The 24,238-nt window shown below is 72.7% G+C and carries 25 protein-coding genes and 1 pseudogene; 10 read left to right on the top strand and 16 right to left on the bottom strand.

Annotated elements, in window-relative coordinates:
- Positions 1-72 precede the first annotated feature (72 nt).
- The 4 genes from glyA to ACFV7Q_RS10385 all read left to right on the top strand — a co-directional run bounded on the left by glyA (position 73) and on the right by ACFV7Q_RS10385 (position 4,479).
- Positions 73-1,341, top strand: a complete 1,269-nt coding sequence (gene glyA, locus ACFV7Q_RS10400; protein WP_385426273.1) for a serine hydroxymethyltransferase — start codon at positions 73-75, stop codon at positions 1,339-1,341.
- A 309-nt stretch (positions 1,342-1,650) separates the two neighbouring features.
- Positions 1,651-2,664 (top strand): tryptophan--tRNA ligase, encoded by a 1,014-nt coding sequence (trpS, locus tag ACFV7Q_RS10395; RefSeq protein ID WP_385426270.1) that lies wholly within the window; start codon positions 1,651-1,653, stop codon positions 2,662-2,664.
- Between the two features lie 131 nt (positions 2,665-2,795).
- Positions 2,796-3,395 (top strand): 2'-5' RNA ligase family protein, encoded by a 600-nt coding sequence (locus tag ACFV7Q_RS10390; RefSeq protein WP_385426267.1) that lies wholly within the window; start codon positions 2,796-2,798, stop codon positions 3,393-3,395.
- A gap of 169 nt (positions 3,396-3,564) precedes the next feature.
- A complete protein-coding gene (locus ACFV7Q_RS10385) occupies positions 3,565-4,479 on the top strand; it encodes a YihY/virulence factor BrkB family protein (protein WP_385426264.1) in 915 nt (304 codons plus the stop codon).
- Positions 4,480-4,493: 14 nt separating this feature from the next.
- On the opposite strand, the gene ACFV7Q_RS10380 is transcribed toward ACFV7Q_RS10385, so the two are convergent.
- Positions 4,494-5,744 (bottom strand): D-alanyl-D-alanine carboxypeptidase family protein, encoded by a 1,251-nt coding sequence (locus ACFV7Q_RS10380; RefSeq protein WP_385426261.1) that lies wholly within the window; start codon positions 5,742-5,744, stop codon positions 4,494-4,496.
- A gap of 121 nt (positions 5,745-5,865) precedes the next feature.
- On the opposite strand from ACFV7Q_RS10380, the gene ACFV7Q_RS10375 reads away from it, so the two are divergent.
- Together ACFV7Q_RS10375 and ACFV7Q_RS10370 are read left to right on the top strand one after the other, a co-directional pair.
- Complete coding sequence (locus ACFV7Q_RS10375) at positions 5,866-6,126, top strand: SCO4848 family membrane protein (protein ID WP_385426258.1); 261 nt, start codon at positions 5,866-5,868, stop codon at positions 6,124-6,126.
- Positions 6,123-7,514, top strand: a complete 1,392-nt coding sequence (locus tag ACFV7Q_RS10370; protein WP_385426255.1) for a metallophosphoesterase — start codon at positions 6,123-6,125, stop codon at positions 7,512-7,514. The genes ACFV7Q_RS10375 and ACFV7Q_RS10370 overlap by 4 nt, the downstream gene beginning before the upstream one ends.
- Before the next feature lie 52 nt (positions 7,515-7,566).
- Here ACFV7Q_RS10370 and ACFV7Q_RS10365 read toward each other — a convergent pair whose 3' ends face one another.
- Positions 7,567-8,211, bottom strand: a complete 645-nt coding sequence (locus ACFV7Q_RS10365) for a TetR/AcrR family transcriptional regulator (RefSeq protein ID WP_385426253.1) — start codon at positions 8,209-8,211, stop codon at positions 7,567-7,569.
- A 101-nt stretch (positions 8,212-8,312) separates the two neighbouring features.
- On the opposite strand from ACFV7Q_RS10365, the gene ACFV7Q_RS10360 reads away from it, so the two are divergent.
- A complete protein-coding gene (locus tag ACFV7Q_RS10360; protein ID WP_385426309.1) occupies positions 8,313-9,302 on the top strand; it encodes an NAD(P)-dependent alcohol dehydrogenase in 990 nt (329 codons plus the stop codon).
- Here ACFV7Q_RS10360 and ACFV7Q_RS10355 read toward each other — a convergent pair.
- The 5 genes from ACFV7Q_RS10355 to ACFV7Q_RS10335 all read right to left on the bottom strand — a co-directional run bounded on the left by ACFV7Q_RS10355 (position 9,299) and on the right by ACFV7Q_RS10335 (position 12,385).
- Positions 9,299-10,033, bottom strand: coding sequence for a TetR family transcriptional regulator (locus tag ACFV7Q_RS10355; RefSeq protein WP_385426250.1), 735 nt, complete (start codon positions 10,031-10,033; stop codon positions 9,299-9,301). The genes ACFV7Q_RS10360 and ACFV7Q_RS10355 overlap by 4 nt on opposite strands.
- Before the next feature lie 11 nt (positions 10,034-10,044).
- Positions 10,045-10,488, bottom strand: coding sequence for a thiol-disulfide oxidoreductase DCC family protein (locus ACFV7Q_RS10350; RefSeq protein WP_385426247.1), 444 nt, complete (start codon positions 10,486-10,488; stop codon positions 10,045-10,047).
- Positions 10,489-10,491: 3 nt separating this feature from the next.
- Positions 10,492-10,926 carry a hypothetical protein gene (locus tag ACFV7Q_RS10345; RefSeq protein ID WP_385426244.1) on the bottom strand — a complete coding sequence of 145 codons (435 nt, stop codon included), beginning with the start codon at positions 10,924-10,926 and terminating at the stop codon, positions 10,492-10,494.
- A gap of 93 nt (positions 10,927-11,019) precedes the next feature.
- Positions 11,020-11,349: a hypothetical protein gene (locus ACFV7Q_RS10340; RefSeq protein WP_385426242.1), complete on the bottom strand. Its 330-nt coding sequence runs from the start codon at positions 11,347-11,349 to the stop codon at positions 11,020-11,022.
- A 199-nt stretch (positions 11,350-11,548) separates the two neighbouring features.
- Complete coding sequence (locus tag ACFV7Q_RS10335; protein WP_385426240.1) at positions 11,549-12,385, bottom strand: alpha/beta fold hydrolase; 837 nt, start codon at positions 12,383-12,385, stop codon at positions 11,549-11,551.
- Positions 12,386-12,545: 160 nt separating this feature from the next.
- On the opposite strand from ACFV7Q_RS10335, the gene ACFV7Q_RS10330 reads away from it, so the two are divergent.
- Positions 12,546-14,636 (top strand): DUF4132 domain-containing protein, encoded by a 2,091-nt coding sequence (locus ACFV7Q_RS10330; protein WP_385426237.1) that lies wholly within the window; start codon positions 12,546-12,548, stop codon positions 14,634-14,636.
- Here ACFV7Q_RS10330 and ACFV7Q_RS10325 read toward each other — a convergent pair.
- From ACFV7Q_RS10325 to ACFV7Q_RS10285, 9 genes and pseudogenes are all read right to left on the bottom strand, one after another.
- Entirely contained in the window at positions 14,633-15,214 is a 582-nt protein-coding gene (locus ACFV7Q_RS10325; RefSeq protein ID WP_385426234.1) for a hypothetical protein, read from the bottom strand. The two genes, ACFV7Q_RS10330 and ACFV7Q_RS10325, sit on opposite strands and share 4 nt — an antisense overlap.
- Positions 15,215-15,260: 46 nt before the next feature.
- Positions 15,261-16,295: a serine hydrolase domain-containing protein gene (locus tag ACFV7Q_RS10320; protein WP_385426231.1), complete on the bottom strand. Its 1,035-nt coding sequence runs from the start codon at positions 16,293-16,295 to the stop codon at positions 15,261-15,263.
- A 149-nt stretch (positions 16,296-16,444) separates the two neighbouring features.
- A pseudogene (locus ACFV7Q_RS10315) lies at positions 16,445-16,708 on the bottom strand (Uma2 family endonuclease); the annotation flags it as partial.
- Positions 16,709-16,790: 82 nt separating this feature from the next.
- Positions 16,791-17,396 carry a Uma2 family endonuclease gene (locus ACFV7Q_RS10310; protein ID WP_385426228.1) on the bottom strand — a complete coding sequence of 202 codons (606 nt, stop codon included), beginning with the start codon at positions 17,394-17,396 and terminating at the stop codon, positions 16,791-16,793.
- Between the two features lie 209 nt (positions 17,397-17,605).
- Positions 17,606-18,367, bottom strand: coding sequence for a succinate dehydrogenase iron-sulfur subunit (locus tag ACFV7Q_RS10305; protein WP_385426226.1), 762 nt, complete (start codon positions 18,365-18,367; stop codon positions 17,606-17,608).
- On the bottom strand, positions 18,367-20,121 hold the full coding sequence (gene sdhA, locus ACFV7Q_RS10300) for a succinate dehydrogenase flavoprotein subunit (RefSeq protein WP_385426223.1): 1,755 nt from the start codon (positions 20,119-20,121) through the stop codon (positions 18,367-18,369). Before sdhA ends, ACFV7Q_RS10305 begins: the two co-directional genes overlap by 1 nt.
- Before the next feature lie 26 nt (positions 20,122-20,147).
- Positions 20,148-20,630: a succinate dehydrogenase hydrophobic membrane anchor subunit gene (locus tag ACFV7Q_RS10295; RefSeq protein ID WP_179177605.1), complete on the bottom strand. Its 483-nt coding sequence runs from the start codon at positions 20,628-20,630 to the stop codon at positions 20,148-20,150.
- A 5-nt stretch (positions 20,631-20,635) separates the two neighbouring features.
- Complete coding sequence (gene sdhC, locus ACFV7Q_RS10290) at positions 20,636-21,016, bottom strand: succinate dehydrogenase, cytochrome b556 subunit (protein ID WP_385426220.1); 381 nt, start codon at positions 21,014-21,016, stop codon at positions 20,636-20,638.
- A 152-nt stretch (positions 21,017-21,168) separates the two neighbouring features.
- The gene (locus tag ACFV7Q_RS10285) at positions 21,169-21,627 is read right to left on the bottom strand and encodes a 2-oxo-4-hydroxy-4-carboxy-5-ureidoimidazoline decarboxylase (protein WP_385426217.1); all 459 of its coding nucleotides are present in this window, start codon (positions 21,625-21,627) and stop codon (positions 21,169-21,171) included.
- A gap of 523 nt (positions 21,628-22,150) precedes the next feature.
- On the opposite strand from ACFV7Q_RS10285, the gene ACFV7Q_RS10280 reads away from it, so the two are divergent.
- Together ACFV7Q_RS10280 and ACFV7Q_RS10275 are read left to right on the top strand one after the other, a co-directional pair.
- Complete coding sequence (locus tag ACFV7Q_RS10280; RefSeq protein ID WP_385426306.1) at positions 22,151-22,894, top strand: RNA polymerase sigma factor; 744 nt, start codon at positions 22,151-22,153, stop codon at positions 22,892-22,894.
- Positions 22,894-23,913: a hypothetical protein gene (locus ACFV7Q_RS10275; protein ID WP_385426214.1), complete on the top strand. Its 1,020-nt coding sequence runs from the start codon at positions 22,894-22,896 to the stop codon at positions 23,911-23,913. Before ACFV7Q_RS10280 ends, ACFV7Q_RS10275 begins: the two co-directional genes overlap by 1 nt.
- Positions 23,914-24,238 lie beyond the last annotated feature (325 nt).

Raw genomic sequence — 24,238 nt, 5'->3', positions numbered from 1 at the left:
ACGACCGCACACAGGGCCGCTCGCCTGGGCCTCGCGGGGACGAGACCCGACATCGACCCCGGAGGAGCCGCCGTGACCGCGCCCCGCCATCCCGCCCTGACCGCGACCGACCCCGAACTGGCGTCCTTCGTCGCCGCCGAGGAACAGCTCCAGGCGCAGACGCTCCGTCTGATCCCCAGCGAGAACTACGTGTCGGCCGCGGTGCTCGAAGCATCCGGCACCGTCCTGCAGAACAAGTACAGCGAGGGCTACCCGGGCCGCCGCTACTACGAGGGCCAGCAGAACGTCGACCGGATCGAGGCCCTGGCCGTCGAGCGGGCGAAGGGCCTGTTCGGCGTGGACCACGCCAACGTCCAGCCGTACTCCGGCTCGCCCGCCAACCTGGCCGTGTACCTGGCCTTCGCGCAGCCCGGCGACACCGTGATGGGCATGGCCCTGCCGATGGGCGGTCACCTGACGCACGGCTGGGGCGTCTCGGCGACGGGCACCTGGTTCCGCGGCGTGCAGTACGGGGTCTCGGCCGACACCGGGCTGATCGACTACGACGCCGTACGCGACCTCGCGCTGGCCGAGCGCCCGAAGATCATCTTCTGTGGTGGCACCGCACTGCCCCGCACGATCGACTTCGAGGCCTTCGCCTCCATCGCCAAGGAGGCGGGCTCGGTCCTCGTCGCCGACATCGCCCACATCGCCGGCCTGATCGCGGGTGGGGCCCACCCCTCCCCGGTCGGCCACGTCGACGTCATCTCCACGACCACCCACAAGACCCTGCGCGGCCCGCGCGGCGCGATGCTGATGTGCCGGGAGGAGCACGCCAAGGCCATCGACAAGGCGGTCTTCCCCGGCCTCCAGGGCGGCCCGCACAACCAGACCACGGCGGGCATCGCGGTGGCCCTGCACGAGGCGGCGCAGCCGTCGTTCACGGCGTACGCGCACGCGGTCGTGGCCAATGCCAAGGCGCTGGCCGAGGCCCTGCTGGAGCGGGGCTTCGACCTGGTGTCCGGCGGCACCGACAACCACCTGATCCTGATCGACCTGACCCGCAAGGCCGTCCCGGGCAAGGCCGCGGCGAAGGCGCTGGACCGGGCGGGCATCGTCGTGAACTACAACACGGTGCCGTTCGACCCGCGCAAGCCGTTCGACCCGTCCGGGATCCGCATCGGCACGCCGTCGCTGACCTCTCGGGGTCTGACCGCCTCGCACATGCCGCAGGTCGCCGACTGGATCGCGCGGGCCGTGGATGCCGCCGCGGGCGGCGACGAGCCGGCACTCGCAGCGGTCCGGGCCGAGGTCGCCGACCTCATGGCCGCCCACCCGGCCCCCGGTCTCCCGCTGTCCTGACCCTGCGGTCCGGCTTCCCCGCGGGCCCTGCCCCGCCCGCGCCCCGCCCCAGCCCCCCGCCCGCGCCCCGATCGCCGGCGGGGCCGGTCGGGGCGGGAAGCGGGGGCACGGGCGGGCCCGGCGGGCGGCCGAAAGCGGTCGCTCGGCCGGGGAAGGATCCGGCCGCGCCGCTACCGCCCGGTATCCGGACGGGGTGCGGGCCGGGCGGGGGCCGCGGGGGTGTGACCCGTGTCGCACCCCCTCGGCGACGGGGCGGCTTCCGGCCAGTAAACGGCCCGAGTCGGCCCGCACACCTGAGAGAATGAAGCCATGGCTTCTGATCGTCCTCGCGCGCTCTCCGGCATCCAGCCCACCTCCGGTTCGTTCCACCTCGGGAACTACCTCGGAGCGATCCGCCAGTACGTCGCCCTCCAGGAGACGCACGACGCGTTCTACATGGTCGTCGACCTGCACGCGATCACCATGCCGCAGGACCCGAAGGACCTCCGCGCGAACACCAGGCTCTCCGCCGCGCAGCTGCTCGCCGCCGGCCTCGACCCGGAGCGCTGCACCCTCTTCGTCCAGAGCCACGTCCCCGAGCACGCGCAGCTCGCCTGGGTCATGAACTGCATCACCGGCTTCGGCGAGGCCAGCCGGATGACCCAGTTCAAGGACAAGTCCGCCAAGGGCGGTGTCAACGCGGCCAGCGTCGGCCTGTTCACGTACCCGATCCTCCAGGTCGCCGACATCCTGCTGTACCAGGCGAACGCCGTCCCGGTCGGCGAGGACCAGCGCCAGCACATCGAGCTGACCCGCGACCTGGCCGAGCGCTTCAACCAGCGCTTCGGGCAGACGTTCACCCTCCCCGCCGCGCACATCGTCAAGGAGGTCGCGAAGATCTACGACCTCCAGGACCCGGCGATCAAGATGTCGAAGTCCGCGTCCTCCCCCAAGGGCCTGATCAACCTCCTCGACGAGCCCAAGGCCACCGAGAAGAAGGTCAAGAGCGCGGTCACCGACACCGAGACCGAGATCCGCTTCGACACGGAGAAGAAGCCCGGCGTCAGCAACCTGCTCACGATCTACTCCACCCTCACGGGGGAGACCATCCCGGCCCTGGAGGCCCGGTACGAGGGCAAGGGCTACGGTGCGCTGAAGACCGACCTCGCCGCCGTGATGGTCGACTTCGTCACACCGTTCAAGCAGCGCACCCAGGAATTCCTGGACGACCCCGAGACGTTGGACGCGATCCTGGCCAAGGGCGCGGAGAAGGCCCGCGCGGTCGCCGCCGAGACCCTGGCGCAGGCGTACGACCGCCTCGGCTTCCTGCCCGCGAAGCACTGAACCGACCCCGCCGGAAACCCGGCGGAGAGCAGTGTCGGGAGAAGGCCCCTGGCATTCCGGGGGCCCTCGGCCGCACACTGGGTCGGCACGGTACGCACTCATCCGGCACACAGACGACCAAGGAGAGATACGTGGGGACCGTCACGCTCGGCGTTTCGATCGCGGTCCCGGAGCCGCACGGCAGCCAGCTCCAGCAGCTGCGCGCCGGCTTCGGGGACGCCGCCGCGCACGGCATCCCCACGCACGTCACCCTCGTCCCGCCCACCGAGGTGGAGACGGACCGGCTGCCGGAGATCAGGGCCCACCTCGCCGAGGTCGCGGCCGCCTTCGGGCCCTTCGCGATGCGGCTGGAGGGCACCGGCACGTTCCGCCCGCTCTCCCCGGTCGTCTTCGTGAAGGTCGCCGAGGGCGGCGCGGGCTGCACCCGGCTCCAGGGGCTGGTCCGCGACCCCGCCGGGCCGCTCGTTCGGGAGCTCGCCTTTCCGTACCACCCGCACGTCACGGTCGCCCACGGGATCTCCGAGGAGGCGATGGACCTCGCCTTCGCGGAGCTCGCCGACTACGCGGCCGGGTGGACGTGCACCGGCTTCGCGCTCTACGAGCAGGGCTCGGACGGAGTGTGGCGCAAGCTGCGCGAGTACCCCTTCGGCAGCGGCGTCGAGGGCGCCGTCCCGGCGCAGCCCGGCGCCCCGGCCGACGAGGCCGCGGACACCTCCGTACAACAGCCCTGACGCGGCTCCCGCCGCAGCGGCCGCAGGACCCGGCGGGCCCGGAATCCGATCGAGCGCAGAACCAGCTGGTGGAACGGGCGAAGACCGTGGCGAAAAGTCACAATCGACGACCGTAGTCCCCGAAAGCCGCAATCCCGGCGATTTCCGTCAGCTCCTTTACGGTGAGCCCATGGACTGGCTGAAGAACCTCCCGGTGGTCGGGCCGGCCGCGACACGCCTGATGCGGACCCACGCCTGGCGCTCGTACGAGCGCCTGGACCGCACCCACTGGACCCGGCTCGCCGCCGCGATCACGTTCATCAGCTTCATCGCGCTGTTCCCGCTCCTCACCGTGGCCGCCGCCGCGGGCGCGGCCCTGCTCAGCCAGGAGCAGCTGGACGATCTCCAGCAGACCCTGGCCGAACAGGTCCCCGGCATCTCCGACCAGCTGGACATCGCCGGCCTCGTCGACAACGCGGCCACCATCGGGATCGTCGCCGCCGCCGTGCTGCTCCTCGCCGGCATCGGGTGGATCGGCAGCATGCGGGAGTGCCTGCGCGCCGTGTGGGACAAGGACGACGAGGACGAGGGCAACTTCTTCGTCCGCAAGGGCAAGGACGCCCTCGTCCTGCTCGGCCTCGGCGCCGTGGGCCTGGCGTCGGCAGCCGCCTCGATCATCGGCGGCAGCACGGTCGGCCGGTTCGGCAGCTGGCTGGGCATCCCCCAGCAGGGCGCGGGCGGCGTGGTCCTGCGCACCGCGGCCTTCCTGGTCGGTGTCGCCGCCGCCTTCCTGGTGCTGCTGTACCTGCTGACCCTGCTGCCCGGGGTGGAGCCGCCGCGCCACCGCCTGGTCCAGGCGGCACTCCTCGGCGCGGTCGGCTTCGAACTGCTGAAACTCCTGATCGGCGGCTACATGCGGGAGGTCGCCGCCAAGAGCATGTACGGGGCCTTCGGCGTCCCGATCGCCCTGCTGCTGTGGATCAACTTCTCGGCGAAGCTGCTGCTGTTCTGCGCGGCCTGGACCGCGACCCGTCCCCACCCCGGGGGAGGGGCCGAGGACGGGGACGAGACCCGGGACGCCTCCGGGACCGAGGCCGAAAACTGACGGCCCGGCCCGGCTCAGAGCTCGTCCTGCTCCTCGCGGCGGCTGCGCGCCCCCAGCGGCCACCGGCGGTTCACGGCGTACGTCCCCACCCCGACGAGGGCCACTGCCCCGGCCGCGACCCCGAGGGCGGTGCCGAGCCCGCCGCCGGAGCCGCCGCCGTCCGCCGACGGGCCCCGGTCGTGCGACTGGGCGGGGGAGCCGTGCCGGGAGGTGTCGGCGCCCTTGGGGGGTACCAGCTCCCCGACCGGCTTGACCTTCCCGACCGCCGCGAAGCCCCAGTCGAGGAGGTTGGCGGTCTCCTCGTAGACGGAGTTGGCCCCGCCCTCCGTGTTCATCACCGTGACCAGAAGCTTCTTGTCGCCACGCTGGGCCAGGCCGGTGAAGGTGGAGCCGGCCATCGTGGTGTTGCCGTTCTTCACGCCCGCGATGCCCTTGTACGGGGCGAGGCCGCCGGCGCCGGTCATCAGCCGGTTGGTGTTCTGGATCTCGAAGGACTCGCGCGGCTTGCCCGCCTCCTGCACGCCGGGGAACTTGGCGCTGGCCGTGCCGCAGTACTCGCGGAAGTCCTTCTTCTGCAGGCCGGAGCGGGCGATGAGGGTGAGGTCGTACGCGCTCGACACCTGCCCGGGGGCGTCGTACCCGTCGGGGGAGACGACGTGCGTGTCGAGGGCCTGGAGCTCCTCGGCGTGCGCCTGCATGTCCCGTACGGTCTTCTCGATGCCGCCGTTCATGGCGGAGAGCACGTGCACGGCGTCGTTGCCCGACCTCAGGAACACCCCGAGCCACAGGTCGTGGACGGAGTACTCAAGCTCCTCCTTGACCCCCACCAGACTGGAGCCGGATCCCACACCGGACAGCTCCTGCTCGGTGACCTTGTGGAGCTGTTCCTTGGGGAGCCTGGGCAGCAGCGTGTCGGCGAAGAGCATCTTCATCGTCGAAGCCGGCGGCAGCCGCCAGTGCGCGTTGTTCGCCGCGAGGACCTCCCCGGTCTCGGCGTCGGCCACGATCCACGAACGCCCCGTGAGTTTCGTCGGCAGGGCGGGCGCCCCGGCCAGCGGATTGACCTGCACGCCCGGCTTGCCGAGCAGGGCCCCGCCGACGGTCGACATCGACACGGGCGGCGCGGGCGCGCCGCCGGGGGCCTGTTGCGGTTGCCCCTTCCCGTCGGCCGGGGGAGCGGGCGAGGCGTGTGCGGGCACCGCGAGGAGGGCGGGGACCAGCAGCGCGGCGGAAAGGACCGCCAGCGCGGTCTTCTTGGCAGACACGCAGGTGAACGTACATGCACATCGGCACGCCACCGCCCGGGACCGGCCAAGTCGGCCCAACCACTGCCGGGACAGCCCACCCCGGCGCGTCCGTCCTGGGGACCGAACCGATACTGGGGGCATGAAACTCAGCCGTGCCGCTTCCTGGTTCCTGCTCGCCTTCGGCGTGTGGAGCTGGTTCATCTGGGTGTCTTTCGTCCGGAACCTGTGGAAGGACAGCAGCGGTCTGGCATTCGACACGGCGGGCGAGCCGACCGGGTATTTCTGGGTCCACCTTCTCCTGGCAGTGGCGTCCTTTCTCCTGGGGACGGCCGTTGGTGTGATCGGGCTGCGCGGGGTGCTCGCCCTGCGCCGTGAGTCGCGCCGGGGGCCGGAGCAGTGACCGTCCTCCTCTTCGCCGCCGTCGCCCTGCTGGTCCTGGGCCTGTTGGGGCTGGTCCACCGCTGGCTGTGGGTCCGCCTGGTCCGCGACACCACCCGTCCCGGGAGCCCCGCCCGACGGGTGGGCACCGTGCTCGCCGTCGCGCTGCCACTGCTGTCGCTGGCCGCCCTGACCGCGGGCCGCGCCGGAGCCCCCTTCGCGCTCGAACAGGCGGTGGCCTGGCCGGGCTACATGTGGCTCGCCGTCCTGCTGTACCTGAGCATGGCCATGCTGGTCGCGGAGCCGGTACGGGCGCTACTGCTGCGCCGCGGTCCCGCTCCCGCCCCGCAACAGCAGCCGCAGCCGCAGTCGCAGCCGGAGCCCGAACCGGAGCGCGAGCCGCAGCCGCAGGCCTCCGCCCCGGTGGGGGCCGCGGCGCAGGCCGGCCCCGGGCCGGTGACGGAGCCGCGGGTGGAGCGCGAGCCGGCGCGGGAGCCCGAGGCCGGGCCGGCGAGCCCGGAGGAGCCTGCACGACCGGGGGCGCCGGAGGCACCGAAGTCGCCGGAAGGCCCGGAGGCCGCCGGGATCGGCCGGCGGCTGTTCGTCGCCCGCGCCGTCGCCGGTGTCGCGGCCGCCGCCGCCGTCGGCACCGTCGGGTACGGCACGTACGGGGTCATGCGCGGGCCGCGCGTGAAGCGGGTGCAGGTCCCCCTGGCCAAACTGCCCCGCGCGGCCCACGGCTTCCGCATCGCCGTCGTCAGCGACGTCCACCTCGGCCCCGTCCTGGGCCGGGCGCACGCCGCCCGCATCGTCGAGACCGTCAACCGCACCCAGCCCGACCTCATCGCCATCGTGGGCGACCTGGTCGACGGCGACGTGGCCGACCTCGGCCCCGCCGCCGAACCGTTGGCCGGGTTCCGCGCGCGGCACGGCACGTACTTCGTCACCGGGAACCACGAGTACTTCTCCGGGGCGCAGCAGTGGATCGACCACGTCCGCGAACTCGGCCTGACCCCGCTGGAGAACGCCCGCCGCGCCCTGCCGCACTTCGACCTCGCCGGGGTCAACGACGTCCAGGGCGAGCGGGAGGGCAGCGGCCCGGACTTCCGGGCCGCCCTCGGGGACCGCGACCGGTCCCGTGCCGCGGTGCTCCTCGCCCATCAGCCGGTGGTCATCCACGACGCCGTCCGCCACGGCGTCGACCTCCAGCTGTCGGGCCACACGCACGGCGGCCAGATGTGGCCCGGCGAGTACCTGGCCGACCTGGCCAACCCGACCGTCGCCGGCCTCGAACGCTACGGGGACACCCAGCTCTACGTCTCCCGCGGCGCGGGTGCCTGGGGTCCGCCGGTGCGGGTGGGGGCGCCGTCGGACATCACCGTCGTCGAACTCGCCTCGTACCAGGCCTGAACCGCCCCGGCGGCGACCACCCGGACGGGGGGCGCCGCCGGGGCGGTCCGGTTCAGCCCGCCAGGCGTCGTTCGAGGCCGTCGAGGATGAGGTCCAGCCCGTAGCCGAACTCGGCCCCGTGGTCGTACCCGGGCTGCATGACGTGCTCCTGCGTGAACTCGACGAGGTGCGGGTACTCCTCCGCCGGGAACTGCGCGAGGAAGTCCAGGGCGGCCTCCCCCAGGTCCTGCGGTTCGAACGGCAGGGCGGCCTCCGTCAGGGCGAACCCGTAGACGTAGCTGTCCAGCAGCGAGAACGCGTGCGCGGCGAGGGCGAACGGGAACCCGCCGCTCCGCAGGGTGGCGATCACGGCGTCGTGGTGCCGCAGCGTGGCGGGGCCGGGGTGGGCGCGGGAATCCATCACCGCGGTCGCCCACGGGTGGCGGCGCAGTACGGCGCGGGCGGAGTGGGCGCGGTGGCGGAGCGCGGTCCGCCAGTCGGTGCCGGCCGGGGGCAGGTCGATCTCGGCGAAGACGGCGTCGACGATGCCGTCGACGATCGCTTCCTTGTTGGGCACGTGGTGGTACAACGACATCGGCTTGACGCCGAGCTCCTGCGCCAGGGACCTGATGGTCAGCGCCGTGATGCCGCCCGCGTCCGCGACGCGGACCGCCGCGGCGAGCACCCGTTCGCGGCTGAGCGGAGCCTGCTTCGCCATATCGCTTCCGTCGGTCACCTCGTGGATTTACTGCTGCCCAGAGGGTACCGTACAAAGTAAGTCGTACTTAGTACGGAAGAAGGGCGGGCGGGATGGACCTGATGAAGGCGGTCGTCCAGGAGGGCTACGGCCCCCCCGAGGTCCTGCGGTTGGCGGAGGTCCCCCGGCCCGCCGCCGGGAAGGGGGAGGCGCTGATCCGGGTCGCGGCGGCCGGCGTCGACCGGGGCACCTGGCACCTCATGGCGGGGCAGCCCCGCGTGGTGCGGCTGGTCCTCGGGCTGCGCCGGCCGCGGAACCCGCGGGTCGGACAGGACGTGGCGGGCACGGTCGCGGCGGTGGGGGCCGGCGTGACCGGCTTCGCCGTGGGCGACGAGGTGTACGGCGTCGCGCCCGGCTCCTTCGCCGAGTACGCGGTCGCCCGTGCCGACCGGATCGTGCACAAGCCGGCCCGGCTCCGCTTCGAGGAGGCCGGCGTGGTCGCGGTCTCCGGGCTCACCGCACTCCAGGGCCTGCGGGACGTGGGCCGCGTGCGTCCGGGGCAGCACGTGCTGGTCCTCGGGGCGTCGGGCGGCGTGGGGACCTTCGCCGTGCAGGTGGCCAAGGCCCTGGGGGCCGAGGTGACGGGGGTGTGCAGCACCGCCAAGGCGGAGCTGGTCCGTTCGACCGGCGCGGACCACGTGATCGACTACACCCGTACCGACTTCGCCGCCGGCGGTCGGCGCTACGACGTGATCCTCGACATCGGCGGCAGCAGCAGTCTGTCCCGGCTGCGCCGGGCCCTCGCGCCGCGCGGGACCCTCGTCATCGCGGGCGGCGAGGACGCCGGGGACTGGATCGGGCTGGGGCGGCAGTTCCGCGCGGTCGTCCTGTCGCCCTTCGTGCGGCAGCGGCTGACGATGTTCGTCGCGAAGACGCGCCGGGCCGACCTCGAAGCGTTGAGCGGGCTGGTGGAGGCCGGGCGGCTGACGCCGGTCGTCGGCGCCTCCTACGGGTTGGCCGACGTACCGGAGGCGGTGCGCCGGCTGGCGGCGGGGCAGGCCCGCGGCAAGACCGCCATCGTGGTCCGCCCCACGGAACCGGAGCGCCCCTAGCGCTCCGGTGCGGGCTCCGGGTCCGAGGCGCGCTTCCCCTTCGACACGGCCGTCTGCGCCATGCCCGGCAGGAAGTCCGCGAACAGCTCGTGCAGTTCCCGCACCAGCGGCCGCAGGACCCGGAACCGGGCCAGGACGATGCCGCGCGTCGTGAGCTGAGCGCCGCGCTCGGCGAGCCGCCGGGTCTTGGCGCTGCCGGGGGACCGGTCGAAGACCCAGTACAGGACGAGTCCCATGTGCGAGAGCCACATCAGCTCGGGCAGGACGTCGGCCAGTTCGTCCGGAACCTTGGTCTTCGCGCCGGCGAGGACCTCGCGGTGCATGTCGATCGCGGCCTTGCGGGCGGGCTCGGACTCGGGGGAGAACGGGCTGAGCGGACTCTCGGGGTCCGCGGCGTTCTTGAAGAACTGCGAGGCGAACTCGTGGTAGGGCGCCGCGATGTCGAGCCAGGTCGTCAGCACGCCCGCGAGCCGCTTCTGCAGGTCGGTCTCGTTGTCGAGGATGGGTCGGACCGCCGCCTGGTGGGCGGCGCCGATCCGGTCGTAGAACCCCTGGACGAGGTGTTCCTTCGACTCGAAGTAGTAGTAGGCGTTGCCGACCGAGACTCCCGCCTCCTTGGCGATGGCCCGCATGGTCGTCTTGTCGAAGCCGCGCTCCTGGAAGAGGCGGAGCGCGGTCTCGAGGATGAGCGTGCGGGTCTGCTCGCTCTTGGGAGCCTTCTGATCAGTCACGGTGTCCGAGCCTATCGGGGTGCGGGGCAGTGCTCGCCACAGGCGTCCGCCTCCGCGTCCGGCCCGGCCTCGGCGCCCGGCCCGGTCCGCACGGCCTGCCGCCAGGCGGAGGCGGTGTACATGGCGGCCCGGGCGAAGGGCCGGCCCGCCGAGGTGGCGAGCCAGTTCGCCTTCGGCCGGTGCTCGGCCAGGGCCCACAGGCAGACGATGAAGGCGTCGGTGCCGGTCCACACCTGGCCCGAGTCCCCGATGACGGTGATCTCGCGCAGGGTCGAGGCGTGGTCGAGCCCGGGGAACCGCCGCTGCGCCTCCTGGGACCCGGCCGGCACGAGCCGGAGCGGGACCAACCACTGCTGCCCGAGCAGCCAGTGCCGGATGTGGACGCACAGCGGGCAGTCGGCGTCGTACAGGACGGTCAGGTACCGGGTGGCGGTGGTGTGCGCGGCCGGTGACATCGGTCAGGCCCCGGCGGTCGGAGTGGTCCAGCCTCGCGGGGCCGCCGGAGCGGTCCAGCCCTGCGGGGGGACCGGCGGCGTCTGCTGGCGCTCCATGATCCCGCGGCGGCGCATCTTGTTCAGCACCCACACGTTGCCGAGGTGCATGACGCCGAGGACCAGCAGGACGACGCCGAGCTTGACCGAGAGGGCTTCGAAGAGGGCGCGGGCGGTGTCGATGGTGTCGGCCGACCGCAGGTATAGGGCCACGAAGCCGATGTTCACGAGGTAGAAGCCGACCACCAGGAGGTGGTTCACGGCGTCCGCGAGCTTCTCGTTCCCGTGCAGGACGTCGGCGATGAAGATGCGGCCGTTGCGGCTGAGCGTCCGCGCGACCCAGACGGTCAGGCCGATGCTGATGAGCAGGTAGATGACGTACGCGACGACGGTGAGGTCCAATGCCCTCGCCCCCCTTGAACGTGTTCAACTCGTTGGCAGGACTGACTGTAGACCTCTTTTTGAACAGGTTCAAGCTCGTGGTGCGGGGTACCGCTACTCCGGTGCCTCGATCCACATCAGGCACCTGCCGTGGATGTCCCGCTCGATGCAGAGCCGCATGTGGGCCGCCCTCGGGGTGTGGTCCGACCGGGGACCGGGGGCGTCCTCCGGCGCCTCGCGGTCCACGAACTCCGTGATGATCCGCCGGTCCTCCACGCGGGAGACCCCGACCTGCCGGCTGAAGTCGATGCCCAGCTCGGTCTCCTGCTCCAGGCTCGCGAGGGCGTACCTGCCCCCCACGTCCGGGTACTTCCGGAAGGCGTCCGCGACCGCCTCGAAGAAGGCGAGGTCCTCGTCGCCGCGCGCCCTGTCGTCCGTCGTCATGGCTGGCTCCTGTCCAGGCGGGCGGATCCGGCCGTCCCCGCGGGCCGCAGCCACGTGCACGGCCGGAAGGGCCTGGGTCGTGGTCGCGCGGGAGCCGGGAGGGAGGTCGGCGCGGGCGTGTTCACCGCCGCCGGCCGCTCCCCTCCTCCAAGCCTGGCACGCCCCCCGGTCCGCTGCCATCCGGCCGCGACCGGCCGCCTCAGGGGCGGCCCAGGAACTCCAGCAGCAGGGCGGTCATTTCCCGCGGGCGTTCCAGCGACGGCAGGTGGCCGGCCCAGGGCAGCTCCACGTGGTCGGCGCCCGGCACCACCTGCGGGACGGAGGCGGCGATCCCCCGGAAGTCCGGGTGGTCGTACGCGCCGCCGAACGCCAGCGTCGGGGCGGTGACGGCCGCGAGGTCGACGGGGTGCGGCGGGAGCTCGTGGTGCTCGGTGACGGTCTGCGCGACCTCGAAGCTGCGGCGCTGCATGGTCCGTACGAACTCCGCGGTCCCTTCCGGGGCGGAAGGCCCGAGCCAGGTGTCGACCATCAGCTCGACCGCCGCCCCGATGTCGCCCGCCTCCAGCAGCGCGTCCTCCCGCTCACCGATCGCACGCAGGTCCGGGCTCGGCTGGTGCCCGGGCAGGGCGGTGCAGAGGAGGGCCAGCCGGGTCACCCGTCCGGGGTGCCGGGCCGCGATCTGCAGGGCGACGCGGCCGCCGTAAGAAGACCCGACCAGGGCCGCCCGCTCGATGCCGAGGTGGTCCAGCAGGTCCAGTACGTCGTCCTCGTCGCGGTAGGGCGCGGTCGCGGGCGGGGTCCCGCCGCAGGTGCGGAAGTCCATCCGGACCACCCGGAAGCCGGCCCCGGCCAGGGACTCCCACTGGCCCCGCCACATCCGCCGATCGCAGACGGAGGAGTGCAGCAGCACCACGGCCGGGCCGTCGGCCGGACCGTCCACGTCATGGGCGGGGAGGGGGTTGGACGGGCGGCTGTCGGCAGAGGCAGAGGCATCGGCATCCGCAGCGGCGCGGGGCGAAGGGACCATGTTCGTCATGGGCGCATCCTGCCGCAGCCGGGCAGCCCGCCGCCTGCGGAAATCCCCGCACGGCAGATGTCGGTCCCCACGCCTACCCTTCCGTCCAGGCGGGTGCGGCGGCCGGCGGCGGGGCCGCCCTCCCCGAACCCGCAACCGGCAATCGGCACTGGAGGCTGACATGGCGACGGACCGCTCGTACACGGACGCGGTGCACCGCGCCGTCGCCGCGCAGGACCCGGACGAGCTCGCCGTCGCGCTCCTGAAGGCCGCCCTCGTCCACCCCTTCGGGCACCGCGGCGACCTGCTCGCCGTCAAGGCGCTCGACGCGGTCCGCGCCCTGCCCGCCGACGTGCGCGCCCGGCTCGCCGACGCGCTGGCCGGCCGTTTCCGCGCGGCCGCCGAGGACTCCCCGGTCCGGCAGAACGCGCTGGTGCTGATCAGCGCCGTCGGGCGGGACCTACCGGGGAACGTCCTCGCCGCCGAGCGGCGGGAGCTGCTGCTGCGGACCGGCCGCCTGCGGCACACCTACCTGACCGGGGCCGAACAGGAGCTGGTGGGCGCCGAGCTGGCCGCCGGACGGACCCTGCCGCCGCCCGTCGTCGCCACCGTGCGCCGCAGCGCCCTCGGGTCGTACGCGGGCCCTGCGCTCGCCGAGATCGCCCCGCGGCTGACCGGGCCGGTCCTCAACGTCGGCGAAGCCTGGGCGGAGCGGGCCATGGCCGACGGGGACCACTGGCACGCCCTGCTCGCCCACGCGGTGACCGCCACCGCCGCCAAGCCCTCCGCGAAGTGGGAGAGGACCGCGCGCGCACGGTGCGGGGCCGCCGGCGACGCCGACACCGTCCGAGGGCGACTGTTGGGCTGGCTCGGGCTCGTGGGCGCACCCCGCACCCTGGTCCTGGACGAGGAGCGGTACGGCCCCGACGCCAACGCGCTCTGGGACCCGTACAACGCCAACGCGCTGCGCGGGCTGGCCTGGCTGCTCGCCGTCCTGCCGCCGCACCCCGATTCCGTACGCGCGCTCGGCCGCCTCGCCGGGGCCGCACTGCGGGGGCTCCCCGGGCACGGACCGCTGGCCCCCAAGGTGGCCACCGCCTGCGTCACCGCGCTCTCCCGCATGGACGGCGAGGAGGGCCTCGCCGAGCTGGCCCGGCTCGCCACCCGGGTCACCTTCAAGGGCACCCGCAAGGTCCTCGACGCGGCCCTGGAGGCCCGCGCTGCCGCCCTCGGCCTCGGCCGGGAGGAGGTCGAGGAGCTCGCCGTCCCCGCGTACGGGCTGACCGGCATCGGGCAGGGCGCGCATCCGGTCGGCGGGTACACCGCCCTGCTGGAGGTGCGCGGGGCGCGGGTGCAGCTGACCTGGCGGGCGCCGGGCGGCAGGACGGTGAAGAGCGTGCCCGCCGTGGTGCGCCGCGACCACCCCGAGGAGGTGAAGGAGCTCAGGGCCGCCGCCAAGGACATCGACCGGATGCTCGGCGCCCAGGTGGAGCGGCTGGACCGGCAGTTCCTCGCCCGGCGCAGCTGGAGGTACGCGCAGTGGCGGGAGCGCCTCGCCGACCACCCCCTCGTCGGCACCGTGGCGCGCGGGCTGTTGTGGGTGGTCGACGGCACGGCGGTCGGCTTCGCCGGCGGCGAGGCCCGCACCCTGGACGGCACTCCCGTCACCGGAGGCGGCGAGGTCGTCCTGTGGCATCCGGTGGACCGTGCGCCGGAGGAAGCCGCGGCCTGGGCGGAACGGCTCGAACGGCACGGGGTCGTACAGCCGTTCAAGCAGGCCCACCGCGAGGTGTACGCGCTCACCGGGGTCGAGCGCACGGTGGGCGCGTACTGCGACCGGTTCGCCGGGCGCGTCCTGCACCAGCACCGTTTCCACTCCCTGGCCGCGGCCCGCGGCTGGCGCAACACCCTGCGCCTGGCCGTGGACGACGTCGCCCCGCCCGCCGTGCGGGAGCTGCCGGCGTGGGGGATGCGCGCCGAGTTCCGGATCGATCCCGACCCGTCGGAGACCGGCCCGGACGACATCACCGACTCCGGTGCCTTCCGGCGGCTGACCACCGGCCAGCTGCGCTTCTACCCGCTCGACGCCCCGCAGCACGCGGCCCACTGCTGCGGCGGCGCCTACACCGTGCACCCGCGGGACGGCCGCCCGCCGGCCGATCCGCTGCCGCTGACAGCGGTACCGGCGCTGGTGCTCAGTGAGATCCTGCGCGACGTGGACCTGTTCGTAAACGCGGCGGATGGGGGCCGGGAGCGGCCGACGGGGCGCTAGATGCTCAGGGAGCGGGCGAAGTTGACCTGTCCCATCACCCACTGGAAGGTGTTCGCGTCGGTCGCCGGGATCATCGCGGAGTGGTGGCGGCCGCCGCTGGTGACCGTGACCTGGATGTAGCCGGTGGTGGTCTTCTCCTTCATGAGGAGGAACAGCAGGCCGAGCAGGCAGAAGAGGAAGAAGACGATCGCGAGCACGATGGCGTGCGGCGGGATCTTCGTCTCGGTCCGGGAGAAGTCCGTGGCGTTCCACATGGCGCCCTTGAGCGGCATCGTCCCGGACGGGGTGATGATCTGGTCGCCGACGACGGTGATGTCACCGAGCGTCAGGCCTCCGCCGCCGCTCATGGGCGGGACCGGGGCCGGGGCGTACGCCGGCTGCGCGGCGGGCGGCTGGGCCGGCGGACCCGGAGGCGCGGCGGGGGGCTGGGCCGGCGGCTGGGCGGGGGAGGGTATGCCCGCGCCGCCGACGGTCGGCTGGTAGCCCGGTGCCGCCGGGTAGGGCTGCGGGTAGCCGTAACTCGGGCTGCCCGGCGCCCCGTTGTCACCAGCGTACGGATTCGGCTGCTGCTCGCTCATACGGCCGATCCTCGCACAGGAACCGGTGCCCGCGGCCCTCACCTGCTCAGAAGGCCGCCGCGACGAGGTCGAGGGCGCGGCTGCGCTGCAGTTCGGGATCCCGGGTGACACCGGTGTACGAGTACACGAGCACGCGGCGGCCGTCGGAGGTGCCGAACACCCCGTTGGTGTAGGGCTGCATGGACCCGGTCTTGCCCCAGACCACCGTGCCGTCCGACAGCTCCGCGCGGAGGAGACCGGCCCGGCTCATGGGGTCCCGGGCCCCCTGCGACAGCGCCGGCATCGCGAACAGCTCCCGCTGCTGGGCGGGCGGCAGCAGCCGGCCCCGCAGCAGGGCTCCCAGGAACCGCTCCAAGTCGGGGGCGTTGGAGACCATTCCCCCCTCGGCCCACGCCCACGGCTCGACCTCGGAGGGCGCGGCGAGCGACGGGGCGGGCACCGAGGTGTCGCCGGGGGCGGGCAGGTAGGTGTGGCGCAGCCCGAGCGGGCGGGCGATGCGCCGCTGCACCTCGTCCGCGTACGAGCGGCCGGTCACCTTCTCGATCACCATGCCGGCGAGGAAGTAGTTGATGCCGTTGTACTGCTGCCGGGTGACCGGGTACTCGGGTGTCGGGCAGGCGGGGTCGGTGACCGTGGCGACGACCGCGGCCGGGGTCGGGGCGTGCGGGTTCTCGGGCGCGACGCACGGCCGGCCGATGCCGCTGGTGTGGCTGAGCAGTTGGCCGACGGTGATCGGGGCCCAGTGGGCGGGCAGGATGCCGGGGAGGAGCCGCTGGACCGGGGTGTCCAGCGCGAACCGTCCCTCGGCGACGAGTTGCAGCACGACGGTGGAGGTGAACAGCTTGGTGACGCTGCCGATCCGGAAGGACGCCGCCGGATCCTGCGACAGCCCGCCCGTGGCTTCGGTCCACCGGATCCCGGGCGCCGAGACCCGGACCATGGTCCCGGAGGCCACCTCGTCCGGCACCATCAGCGCCCGCAGGGCCTCCTGATCGACCGGAGCCCGCACTCCGGCAGCGACAGCAGTGGGGCCCGGCCCGTCGGCAGCGGCGGCGGGCACCGCGCCCACGGCGACGGACACGAGAGCCGCGCACCCGGCGGCAAAGGTGGCCCAACGAGCGGAGGGGCGGCGGGAATTCGAGGATTTCGTCACGGGGACGAGTCTGTCGCCGGCAGATCGCCCGGACATCAGGGCCGCCCCTCATGCCACCCTGACCACCCCCCGAGGCGTTACCCGGCCCCGGTCTCCGGGTCGCGCCCGGCCGCCGTGAAGATCTCGGCCACGTCCAGGGTGACCTCGGCGCCGATCGACTCGGGCAGGGGCACGAGCGCGCCCGGCGCGTGGATGCGGTGGGTGGCGTACTCGTCCTGCCCCGGGTCGGTGAGGACGTGCAGGCGGCTGTGCCCGCGGTCGACGATCACGTACACCGGGACCTTGGCGTTGGCGTAGGCGATGACCTTGGTGCGCAGGTCGGTCTGGTGGCTGGAGGAGGAGCATCATCGTAGGCCGCGTACCGGCCGGGCGGCCGGAGGCCGGGCGGTCACCCGAACGGGTCCGTGTCCCGGTGCCGGTGCCTCAGGGGCGGGTGAGGTCCGCGGTCAGTTCGAGGCCCTTGGCGGGCCCGTCGGGGATGGCCGTGGGAGTGCCGTAGGCCACGGTGGTCTTCGTGGCGTACGTGCCCTTCTCCGGATCCGGGGAGCTGAACACCGTTACCGTGCCCTCGTCCTCGAAGTCGTCGATGACGACGTAGACCTCGATCCCGGCGAGTGCGTAGCGTCGGCGCTTGCGGACGTGGTCCCGCCGGTGGGCCTCCTTGCCGGGCGAGACGACCTCCGCCACCAGCGGCACGCGGGCGGCGTCCACTCCGAGGCCCTCCTCGTCGGGGATCTCGTCCAGGTCCTCGGGCCCCACGAAGAGGTCGGGGATGCAGACCTTCCGGCCGTGGATCACGTTTCCGTCCTGGTAGACCTCCAGGCCGCTGCCCGTGAGACGGGCTTCGAGCAGCCTGCGCAGACGATGGACGAGCACGGTGTGGCGGCGACGGCAGGTGGGGGACACCTCGATGGCCCCTTCGATGATCTCGGCCCGGTAGCCCTCCGGAAGGTCCATCGCCTTCCAGGCCTGCCAGAGGACTTCGTCGAGACCCGGGTCGCACGGCGCCTCGTGGGCGAGAGCAGACATGGAAAGCACCTCCTTCGCTCAGTGTGGGTGCGGACGGCGCTCCGGTACAAGCAGCACCGGCGACGCTACTCCGTCCGGGCGGGGCCCCGGCCTGATGAAAAATTCATCCCGTCGGACGTCCACCCCCACGGTGGACGAACGCGAAGGCCCGCACCCGGTGCGGAACCGGGTGCGGGCCTTCGTGCGTCGTGCGCGGGCGACCGGGAGGGTCAGAAGCGGCGGGTGATCAGGGCGCGCTTGACTTCCTGGATCGCCTTCGTGACCTCGATGCCGCGCGGGCAGGCGTCCGTGCAGTTGAACGTGGTGCGGCAGCGCCACACGCCGTCCTTGTCGTTCAGGATCTCCAGGCGCTGCTCGCCGGCCTCGTCACGCGAGTCGAAGATGAAGCGGTGCGCGTTGACGATCGCCGCCGGGCCGAAGTACTGGCCGTCGTTCCAGAACACCGGGCACGAGGACGTGCACGCGGCGCACAGGATGCACTTCGTGGTGTCGTCGAAGCGCTCGCGGTCCTCGGCGGACTGCCGGCGCTCGCGGGTCGGCTCGTTGCCCGTGGTGACCAGGAACGGCATGACGTCCCGGTACGCCTGGAAGAAGGGCTCCATGTCGACCACGAGGTCCTTCATCACGGTCAGGCCCTTGATGGCCTCGACGGTGATGGGCTTCTCCGGGTTGATGTCCTTGATCAGCGTCTTGCAGGCGAGCCTGTTCTTGCCGTTGATCCGCATCGCGTCGGAGCCGCAGATGCCGTGCGCGCAGGAGCGGCGGAAGGTGAGCGTGCCGTCCAGGTTCCACTTGATCTTGTGGAGACCGTCGAGCACGCGCTCCTTCGGGTCGATCTCGATCTGGAAGTCCTGCCACTCGGCCTGGTCGGAGACCTCGGGGTTGAAGCGGCGGATCCGGAAGGTGACCGTGATGTACGGGGAGGCGGCGGACTCCGCCTCCCCCTTCTTCACGAGGGTCGGGGTGGCCATCAGTACTTACGCTCCATCGGCTGGTAGCGGGTGGTGACGACGGGCTTGTAGTCGAGCCGGACGGAGTCCTTGCCGTCGGCCGCCACCTCGCGGTACGCCATGGTGTGGCGCATGAAGTTGACGTCGTCGCGGTTCGGGTAGTCCTCGCGGTAGTGACCGCCGCGGGACTCCTTGCGGGCCAGGGCCGAGACGGCCATGACCTCGGCCAGGTCGAGCAGGTTGCCCAGCTCGATGGCCTCCAGCAGGTCCGTGTTGAACCGCTTGCCCTTGTCCTGGATCGAGACGTTCTTGTAGCGCTCGCGCAGCTCCGCGATCTTCTCGACCGCGGTCTTGATGGTCTGCTCCGTGCGGAACACCGACACGTTCGCGTCCATCGTCTCCTGGAGCTCGTTGCGCAGGTCCGCGACCCGCTCGGAGCCGGTGGAGTTGCGCAGCGTCTCGACCAGGTCGACGACGAGCTGGCCCGGGTTCTCCGGCAGCTCGACGTAGTCGGCCTTGGCGGAGTACTCGGCGGCGGCGATGCCCGCGCGGCGGCCGAAGACGTTGATGTCCAGCAGCGAGTTGGTGCCGAGGCGGTTGGCGCCGTGCACCGACACGCACGCGACCTCGCCGGCCGCGTACAGGCCGGGGACGACGGTGGTGTTGTCCGCCAGGACCTCGCCCTCGACGTTGGTCGGGATGCCGCCCATGGCGTAGTGCGCGGTCGGCTGGATCGGGATCGGGTCCGTGTAGGGCTCGATGCCGAGGTAGGTGCGCGCGAACTCCGTGATGTCCGGGAGCTTGGCGTCCAGCTGCTCCGGCGGCAGGTGCGTCAGGTCCAGGTACACGTGGTCGCCCTCGGGACCGCAGCCGCGGCCCTCGCGGATCTCCGTGTAGATGGAGCGGGAGACGACGTCACGGGACGCGAGGTCCTTCATGACCGGCGCGTACTTCTCCATGAAGCGCTCGCCGTCCTTGTTGCGGAGGATGCCGCCCTCACCGCGGGCGCCCTCCGTCAGCAGGATGCCCATGCGCCAGATGCCGGTCGGGTGGAACTGGAAGAACTCCATGTCCTCCAGCGGCAGGCCGCGCCGGTAGCAGGCCGCCTGGCCGTCACCGGTGAGGGTGTGCGCGTTGGAGGTCACCTTGAAGAACTTGCCGTTGCCGCCCGAGGCGTAGACGACGGCCTTCGCCTGGAAGATGTGGATCTCGCCGGTGGCCAGCTCGTACGCGACCACACCGGCGGACTTCTTGACGCCGTCCACCTCGGTGATCAGCTGGTCCAGGACGTAGAACTCGTTGAAGAACTCCACGCCCTCCTTGACGCAGTTCTGGTACAGCGTCTGGAGGATCATGTGGCCGGTGCGGTCCGCGGCGTAGCAGGACCGGCGGACCGGGGCCTCGCCGTGGTTGCGGGAGTGGCCGCCGAAGCGGCGCTGGTCGATGGTGCCGTCCGGGGTGCGGTTGAACGGCAGGCCCATCTTCTCCAGGTCGAGGACGGCGTCGATGGCCTCCTTCGCCAGGATCTCGGCGGCGTCCTGGTCGACCAGGTAGTCACCGCCCTTGACCGTGTCGAAGGTGTGCCACTCCCAGTTGTCCTCCTCCACGTTGGCCAGCGCGGCGGCCATGCCGCCCTGCGCGGCGCCCGTGTGGGAGCGGGTGGGGTACAGCTTGGTCAGCACGGCGGTGCGGCTGCGCTTCGTCGCCTCGATGGCGGCGCGCATGCCCGCGCCACCGGCGCCGACGATGACGGTGTCGTACTTGTGGATCTTCATGAGATGTGTCGCCTCAGCCCCGTTGCCTAGCGGATGTTCGGGTCGAAGGTGAAGATCACCAGCGTGCCCAGAAGGATGGTGAACACCGTGGCGGTGTAGAGCAGGCCCTTCAGCCACAGGCGCGTGTTCGCGCGCTCCGCGTAGTCGTTGATGACGGTACGCAGGCCGTTGGCGCCGTGCAGCATGGCCAGCCACAGCATCAGCAGGTCCCAGACCTGCCAGAACGGGGACGCCCAGCGGCCGGCCACGAAGGCGAAACCGATCTTGGAGACGCCGCCGTCCAGCACCAGCTGGATGAGGAGGTGGCCGATGACCAGGACGACGAGGACGATGCCCGACAGGCGCATGAAGAGCCATGCGGCCATCTCGAAGTTGCCGCGGGTCGAGCGCGGGGTCTTGCCGGTGCGCTTGCGCGGGGCCTCGATGTACGGCGCCGGGTTGTCCACGTCGTAGAGGCTCACGCCCTCCACGTCGCCGATGGCCTGAGCGGAAGAAGTGTCAGAGGACATGCGCGTCACTTCCCGAACAGTTCGAGGTAGGCGTGACCGAGGACGGGGATCAGGGCCCCGATCATCAGCACCAGCCAGAGCACCATGACCGACCAGAGCATCTGCTTCTGGTAGCGCGGGCCCTTGGACCAGAAGTCCACAGCGATGACACGGAGACCGTTCAGCGCGTGGAAGAGGATGGCGGCCACGAGGCCGTACTCCAGCAGCGCGACGATCGGCGTCTTGTAGGTAGCCACGACATCGTCGTACGCCTCGGGGGAGACGCGGACGAGAGCGGTGTCGAGGACGTGTACGAACAGGAAGAAGAAAATGAGGACGCCGGTGACTCGATGAGCCACCCAGGACCACATTCCTTCCCGGCCGCGGTACAACGTTCCAGCCGGCACGGAAAACCCTCCGGAAGCGGGGCGGGGGCCTGCCGGCTTCGTTGTCGGTCGGGCCCGGCCGGGTACGGTCCACCGGCCCCGGACATCGTAGCGACGCTTTGTCGGTTCCTTCGCCCGGGGTCCTCCGGTGTGATCAAACAGGCACGGACGGCCTATCCCACGGGGGCGAATAGCCCCGTTTCGGCCGCACCCACACCGTCCGGTGAGGTGAGCCAGTCCGTCAGGTCGGCGAGCCGTGCCAGGGCCAGCCGGCGCAGTTCGTCCGCCGAGATCGCCCGCTCCTCCTCCGGGTCCAGACCCATCCGGCGGCGGATCGCGCCCAGCAACTGCCCGGCCCGCTCCTCCGGCGGGTGCCCGTCCAGGCAGACCACGAAGGCGTGCCCGAAGGTGCGTTCGTACTCGGCGTGGGCCGCGTCCAGGGCCAGCAGGGCCGCGTACGGGGCCCCGTGGCCGAGCTCCGGCGGGAACTCCGCGGCGAGCGCTTCGGCGAGGTCCGCCCCGCCCAGGTCGTACGAGGCTTCGTCAGCTGCGGCCCGAAGAGCCCCCGAATCCGGGTACGGTCTGTGGGCGGCCACCCGGTGCGCCCAGCGCCGGCTGCCGCAGCACTGCATCAGGACGGCCTCGGCCGCGTCGGCGGACAGGGCGTTGAAACGCGCCAGTCCGCGGTCGGGGACGAGGGAGGACGTTCCCGCAGACGTCTCCCCCAGACTTCGTCCGGGAGGGGCCCCCGGGGAGTAACCCCCAGGGGCCTGTGCCGGAAGATGGCTGGACAGGGGGGACTCCTCGGGACGCGGTACGGGTGTACCGCCACGCTAGCGACGCCGGACGGGGTGCGCCGAGCCCCTAAGGGGTTTTCACCCGGAAGTGAGCCGAAAGGATGACGTGGTGAGGTCCACGAGCGGGAGGTGGAAGACGACCGGGGCCGCCACCCCCCACAGGAGAGGCCCCGGTCGTCGTCCGTACGGACTCGTGCGACAAGCCCGTATCCATGACAGCGCCGCGCGTGCGTTTTGTGTCACACCCCGGTTCGCGCACGATCGGTTGCTCCCCGTACAACTCGTGGACGAAGGTACTTGAAAGCCGTAACGTGCTGATTTGCGCCACACGTACAGGACAGTGAACGGGTTGGGGACTTTGCTGGGGGACGACGCGGAGCTGACCGCCGCGGTGCTCGCGGCACAGGACGGCGACGAGAACGCGTTCCGTGCTGTGTACCGCTCCGTGCACCCACGCCTGCTCGGTTACGTACGCACGCTCGTCGGCGACGGCGATGCGGAGGACGTGACCTCCGAGGCGTGGCTGCAGATCGCCCGCGACCTGGACTCCTTCACCGGTGACGCCGACCGCTTCCGCGGCTGGGCCGCCCGGGTGGCCCGCAACCGGGCCCTGGACCACATCCGCATGCGCGGCCGCCGCCCCGCCATCGGCGGGGACGAGACCGAGCTCACGGGCCGGGCCGCCGACAGCGACACCGCGGGCGAGGCGATGGAGGCCCTCTCCACCGGCCGGACCATGGCCCTGATCGCCCGGCTCCCGCAGGACCAGGCGGAAGCGGTGGTCCTGCGCGTCGTGGTGGGACTCGACGCCAAGAGCGCGGCGGAGACCCTGGGCAAGCGGCCGGGAGCGGTACGCACCGCGGCGCACCGGGGTCTGAAGAAATTGGCGGAGCTGCTGTGCGCCGAGGGCGTCCACGGGCCGGAAGCGGAGCCTGCGTCGGACCGGCCGTCGGGCGTCGGCCATAATGCCGGTGACCCGGTCCGGGAGGGCGGGGGCCAGCGCGACCTCGACGCCGTTCCCGCCCAGCGGGGCCGGGGCGGCGGCCTCGTAGAGCAAACCGGTGTGACGCATTCACGTTGGCGGACGCAGAAGGACATGTGATGGCCGACGAGCGCAACAGGTGGTTGGACCGGGCGGCGGCGGAGCGCGTGCTGCTCGGCGCGCCGGCCGCCCCGGACGCCGGTCGCCGCGCCCGGGACGCCGAGGAACGGCTGCGCGCCGCCCTCGACATGCTGGTGCCGCCGCAGGCCCCCGCCGGGACCGAGTTGCCGGGCGAGGAGGCCGCGCTGGCCGCGTTCCGCGCCGCGCGCGCAGGCGCCGACGACGCCGGGGCCGCCGCCACCGCGGCCGGGCCCCTGGTGGACCTCGGCCACGTGACCCCCTTGTCCGCACCCGCCCCGGGCCGATCCGCGGCCGGGTCCCGGCGCAGCCGCCCCGCGCGGTTCGCGCTGGCCGCGGCGCTGGCCGGCGTCGCCGTCGGCGGGCTCGCCGCGGCCGCGGGCGCCGGCCTGCTGGACCGCGCCACCCACACCTCCGCCGGACCCGCACCGGCCGCGACGCTCAGCGCGGAGGAGAGCCCCGCCCCGTCGGGCGGCGTCGGCCCGACCTCCGCACCCCAGCTGCGCCCCGACCCGTTCCGCAGCACCGACGGCGGTGCCACCGCCCCCGGCACCCCGGACGGCTCCGCGGCCGGCGCGGAGACGGGCGGAGACGGTGGGGCCGGGCCCGACTCCCGCTTCCGCGCGGACACGGACACCTCGTCCGGCACGGTTTCGGCGGGCGGTACCGGTGGCGCCGGCAAGGAGACCCTCGGCGGCGCGACCGAGCTGCACGACCAGGACCGGGAGACCCGCCTCAGGGCGGTCAACCTGTGCGAGGCGTACCGCTCCGGCAGCATGGACGCCGACCGCCGCGACAAGCTCTCCAAGCTGGCCAAGGGGCTCTCGCGGATCCCGCACTACTGCGAGGCGCTGCTCGACGGGCCCCGCGGGTCCAAGACCGGCACCGCCCCCCGCAGCAGCGAGGTCCTCCAGGCCCCGACGCCCGCCCCGGCGGCGCCGATGACCCAGCCGACCCCACCGGTGGGGACCGCTTCCCCGGGCGTGCGCCTGCCGCGCTGACCGCGGCCCCGGCGACTTGGAAGGCCCCGCGGGGATGTCTCCCCGCGGGGCTTCTCGCTGTTCGCGGGGGGTGTCACGAACACCGTGTAACACTTTTCGAACCTGCGGCGCAGTACATAACGAGCCGACTGGTCATCGGCGGCGCACGAGCCGGGGTTCCCCCCGTACCCCTGGGCTCTGCGCACCCGGCGCGGGCGGGGTTCGTTCCCCCGGCCCTGCCCGCGCCCCCTCCCTCTTCCCCCCGTTCCCCCCTTCCGGCCCCGGCGCTCCCGCCCCGGGGCCGTTCGAGCATCCGGGGGCAGGGACGCAGGCAAAGAAAAACGGC

It is taken from the genome of Streptomyces sp. NPDC059851, assembly GCF_042732005.1.
Taxonomy (GTDB): Bacteria; Actinomycetota; Actinomycetes; order Streptomycetales; family Streptomycetaceae; genus Streptomyces.
This window is presented reverse-complemented; position numbering and strand designations above follow the sequence as displayed.